The 4,242-nt window shown below is 65.2% G+C and carries 5 protein-coding genes; 3 read left to right on the top strand and 2 right to left on the bottom strand.

The features are described 5' to 3' along the window. A partial coding sequence (locus tag AC5RWX_RS30920) for an HAD-IIA family hydrolase (RefSeq protein ID WP_494100024.1) occupies positions 1–780 on the bottom strand: 780 nt, incomplete at its 3' end. A 70-nt stretch (positions 781–850) separates the two neighbouring features. Between AC5RWX_RS30920 and AC5RWX_RS30915 the strand changes: the two genes are divergently transcribed. From AC5RWX_RS30915 to AC5RWX_RS30905, 3 genes are all read left to right on the top strand, one after another. Next, on the top strand, positions 851–1,519 hold the full coding sequence (locus AC5RWX_RS30915) for a TrmH family RNA methyltransferase (protein WP_494100023.1): 669 nt from the start codon (positions 851–853) through the stop codon (positions 1,517–1,519). Between the two features lie 215 nt (positions 1,520–1,734). Then, complete coding sequence (gene fbaA, locus AC5RWX_RS30910) at positions 1,735–2,754, top strand: class II fructose-bisphosphate aldolase (RefSeq protein WP_163164703.1); 1,020 nt, start codon at positions 1,735–1,737, stop codon at positions 2,752–2,754. A 2-nt stretch (positions 2,755–2,756) separates the two neighbouring features. After that, complete coding sequence (locus tag AC5RWX_RS30905) at positions 2,757–3,176, top strand: DUF3151 domain-containing protein (RefSeq protein ID WP_494100022.1); 420 nt, start codon at positions 2,757–2,759, stop codon at positions 3,174–3,176. A 116-nt stretch (positions 3,177–3,292) separates the two neighbouring features. Here AC5RWX_RS30905 and AC5RWX_RS30900 read toward each other — a convergent pair whose 3' ends face one another. Further along, positions 3,293–3,925, bottom strand: a complete 633-nt coding sequence (locus AC5RWX_RS30900; protein WP_494100021.1) for a uracil-DNA glycosylase family protein — start codon at positions 3,923–3,925, stop codon at positions 3,293–3,295. Positions 3,926–4,242: the final 317 nt, after the last annotated feature.

Here is a 4,242-nt window from a genome sequence, read left to right as displayed (position 1 = left end):
GAACGGGTACGAGCCGATCTCTTCGCGCTGTGTGATGCCGCTGAGGACCAGGACGGTGTGCAGCCCCGCTTCCATGCCGGCAATGATGTCCGTATCCATCCGGTCGCCGATCATGGCGGTGGTCTCGGAATGCGCGTCGATCTGGTTCATCGCCGAGCGGAACATCATCGGGTTGGGTTTGCCCACGATGTACGGTTCCCGGTCCGTGGCTTTGGAAATCAGCGCGGCGATGGCACCGGTGGCCGGCAACGGGCCGTCCTTGGAAGGCCCGGTAGCGTCAGGGTTCGTGGCGATGAAGCGTGCCCCGGCCAGGATCAGGCGGATGGCGGTGGTGATGGCCTCAAAGGAATACGTTCGTGTCTCGCCTAGCACCACGAAATCCGGGTCCTGGTCGGTGAGGATGAAGCCGGCCTCATGCAGCGCCGTCGTCAATCCTGCCTCACCGATGGTGTAGGCGCGGTTCCCCGACCCGGAACCCTCCACCTGGTCCTTCAGGAACTGGGCGGTCGCCAGGGCCGAAGTCCAGATGTTCTCCTCGGGAACCTCCAGCCCGGAGGCCCGCAGCCGCGCGGCAAGGTCGCGAGGGGTGAAGATGGAGTTGTTGGTAAGCACCAGGAAGCGCTTGGACGTGTCCACCCACCGCTGGATCAGTTCGGCGGCGCCGGGCACCGCCTGGTTTTCGTGGACCAGGACGCCGTCCATGTCCGTCAGCCAGCACTCGATGTCCTGCCCGCTGCGGTATACCGATGGTGACCCTTTGACCTTGTCCGCTTCTGCCATGCCTACCTCCGCCGGTGATGAAAGCCCGAAAGGTCCAGTCTAGTGTTGAGGGGTGAACCAAACGCCCGGTATGACGTCCGAACCGCCTGCAGCAACTGGACCTGAACGCCCGGAGGCGCCGGGCGACAAGGCGGAAGTCGGCGTCGGACCTTGGGAAGGCGAGCTGCCGGAAGGTGACCACTGGGACCCTGACCTCCTGGCGGACGGCGACCGCCGCAACGTGCTGGACAAGTACCGCTACTGGAAGCATGACGCGATCGTGGCGGAGCTGGACTCACGGCGGCACAACTTCCACGTCGCCATCGAGAACTGGCAGCACGACCTCAACATCGGCACGGTGGTGCGCACGGCGAATGCGTTCCTCGCCAAGGAGGTGCACATCATCGGACGACGGCGGTGGAACCGCCGGGGCGCCATGGTCACCGACCGCTACCAGCACGTCCGCCACCATCCCAGCGTGGAGGACTTCGTGGCCTGGGCGCAGGGGGAGGGGCTGGCAATCATTGGGATCGACATTTTCCCGGACTCCGTCCCGCTGGAGACCTATGAACTTCCGAAGGACTGCGTTCTGGTGTTTGGCCAGGAAGGCCCGGGGCTCACTCGAGAGGTCCATGAGGCCGCCCTCGCCACCTTGTCCATCGAGCAGTTCGGCTCCACGAGGTCCATCAACGCTGCCTCGGCGGCCGCCATCGCCATGCATGCATGGGTACGCCGCCACGTGTTCGACCAGCACGTGTAACGGAGCAGGTGAGCTTGCGAGGGTAGGGAGCCGGCGCGGACTTGCGAGGTCAGGGTGCCGGTGGTGGGCCCACGCCCGCAGGGTTCCGGGAGGTCAGGGTGCGGGTGGGGCGTAACCCGGAACACTCCCTGCGCGGAAATGGCTAGGATGGTGCTAGCCGTAAGCGGTACTCCAGGGTTACCAGCCCACAGACGAACCTCAGCATAGGAGTCAGCATGCCCATTGCAACCCCAGAGATCTACTCCGAGATGATCGACCGCGCGAAGGCGGGCGGCTTCGCATTCCCGGCCGTGAACGTTACGTCCTCGCAGACGCTGAACGCAGCCCTGCGCGGCTTCGCCGAGGCTGAGTCCGACGGCATCGTCCAGGTCTCCACCGGCGGTGCGGCCTACTGGTCCGGCGCCTCGACCAAGGACATGGTTGCAGGCTCCCTGGGCTTCGCCGCCTTCGCCCGCGAAGTAGCGAAGAACTACAACGTCAACATCGCGCTGCACACGGACCACTGCCCCAAGGACAAGCTGGACGGTTTCGTCCTGCCCCTCCTGGCTGCGTCCGAGGCCGAGGTCAAGGCCGGCCGCAACCCGCTGTTCAACTCCCACATGTGGGACGGCTCCGCCGAGACCCTGCAGGAAAACCTGCGCATCGCCCGCGAACTGCTCGAGCGCACGGCGGCGGCGAAGATGATCCTTGAGGTCGAAATCGGCACTGTGGGCGGCGAAGAAGACGGCGTTGAGAACGAAATCAACGAAAAGCTTTACACCACCGTCGAGGACGCCCTGGCCACCATTGAGGCACTCGGCGCCGGCGAGAACGGCCGCTACATCACCGCACTGACCTTCGGAAACGTCCACGGCGTCTACAAGCCCGGTGGGGTCAAGCTCCGCCCGGAGATCCTGAAGGACATTCAGGCCCAGGTGGGCGCCAAGATCGGCAAGGACAGCCCCTTCGACCTCGTGTTCCACGGCGGTTCGGGCTCCTCCGACCAGGAAATCGCCGACGCTGTCTCCTACGGCACCATCAAAATGAACATCGACACCGACACCCAGTACGCCTACACGCGACCGGTGGCCGACCACATGTTCCGCAACTACGACGGCGTCCTCAAGGTCGACGGCGAAGTGGGCAACAAAAAGACCTACGATCCCCGCGTCTGGGGTGCCTCGGCCGAGGCCGGCCTGGCAGCCCGCGTGGTCGAAGCTACCAAGCAGCTCGGCTCGGCCGGAAAGACCTTCTAGGGATGTCGGACGAGTTCCGCAGGAACCTGATGGGCCCGGAGCCGACGCTCCTGCCCGCCGAGACCGAGGTCTACCAGCAGCTCGAAGCCGGCCAGGAAGCGCTGGATCTCGTGGCCAAGCACCCCACTTCCTCGTTGTTGTGGGCCGTGCTGGCCGAGGAGGCCTGGTCCGAGGGACGCACCATCGATTCCTACGCTTACTCGCGGGTGGGCTACCACCGCGGGCTGGACTCGTTGCGCCGCAACGGCTGGCGCGGCGTCGGCCCCATCCCGTGGGAGCATGAGCCCAACCGCGGTTTCCTGAGGGCCCTGTACTCGCTGGGGCGCGCTGCCGCAGCGATTGGCGAGCCGGAGGAACCGGAGCGGATCGAGAAGTTCCTGAAAGATTCGGACCCCACGGCGAAAGCAGCTATCGAAGCTTAGGCTACGACGACGGCCCGTCACCTGTTCGCATAGGTGACGGGCCGGCGTCGTCATTCCAGGCGGTGTTGTCCAGATAGGCAGCACAAAAGGCCGGTTCAGGCTGCATACCTGGGGGATTAGCTGGCTTTCTGCAGGCCCGTCCGGGCCATGGCGTCGGCGTAGGCCACGCGCATGTCCTCGAGGTACTCTTCCTGGCGGGCCGGGGACCCGGCGAAAGCGCGGCCGCTCAGGGAACGCACCTTGTACGTCTTCAGGCCGCGGCGCCAGAGCAGCGGCACTTCGGTCTTCAGCAGCAGGTTGGCCAGGCGGTTAGCTTCCGTGCCGTGGGCCACGATCACGGAGGCACGCGGAACGAGTGCCAGGAACTTCAGCAGTGGCTTCAGGCCCGCGGAAATCTGGTCCGGCGTGAACTTCCCGTTGGGTTCCCCGGCGACGTGCCACGGGTGGACGTTCCACGGCATAACGAACTCCGGCCGCAGCCCCAGCTTCCACTGGATTCCCAGCATCCGGGTGGCGGCGTCGTGGTCGCCGGCGGTGATGAAACCCGACGGGTCGGCCTCGCCGATATTCGAGTACAGGCCGATGATGCGGCACTCGTCGACGTCGTGCATGGGGTCCACGTAGGGCACGATGGTGCCGGGCTTGGCCTCCTGCAGGGAGTCGCACAGTTCGTTGACGGCTGCAACATTGGGTTCGTAGCGTCGGTTCAGAAGCTGCTCATGGAAAGATTCGGGTGCCAGGGCTGTCATGTAGTGCTGGGTCTCCTGCGGGGATTGGTGTTGCTGCCACCGCGAAAATGGGCGCGCGATGGCGCAGCAGATCCGAAGTGGTTGAAATGGGGCGGACCGATTCCTGGTCGGCCTTTACCAGTTTAGCAAGCCCCGCGAAACGAAACGCCGGTCCCGTGCACCCAGTCCAGGCGGCCACGGAACCGGCGGGTTCCCGTTGTAACTCTCCGCAGCTACCAGAGCAGTTTGGTGGCCCGGCGTGCACCCTCGCCCAAAGCTTCCAGCTTGGCGAAGGCGATCTGCGGGTGGACCCTGCCTCCCAGGCCGCAGTCCGTGGA

This window comes from Arthrobacter sp. SPT-J7, from assembly GCF_059089965.1.
Note: the sequence above shows the minus strand (reverse complement) of the source record. Positions and strands in the feature narration are given on the sequence as shown.

Excerpts from the sequence above, each read along its gene's own strand:
- AC5RWX_RS30915 (WP_494100023.1), top strand. The coding sequence starts at position 851 with ATGACGTCCGAACCGCCTGCAGCAACTGGACCTGAACGCCCGGAGGCG.
- fbaA (WP_163164703.1), top strand. The coding sequence starts at position 1,735 with ATGCCCATTGCAACCCCAGAGATCTACTCCGAGATGATCGACCGCGCG.
- AC5RWX_RS30905 (WP_494100022.1), top strand. The coding sequence starts at position 2,757 with ATGTCGGACGAGTTCCGCAGGAACCTGATGGGCCCGGAGCCGACGCTC.
- AC5RWX_RS30900 (WP_494100021.1), bottom strand. The coding sequence starts at position 3,925 with ATGACAGCCCTGGCACCCGAATCTTTCCATGAGCAGCTTCTGAACCGA.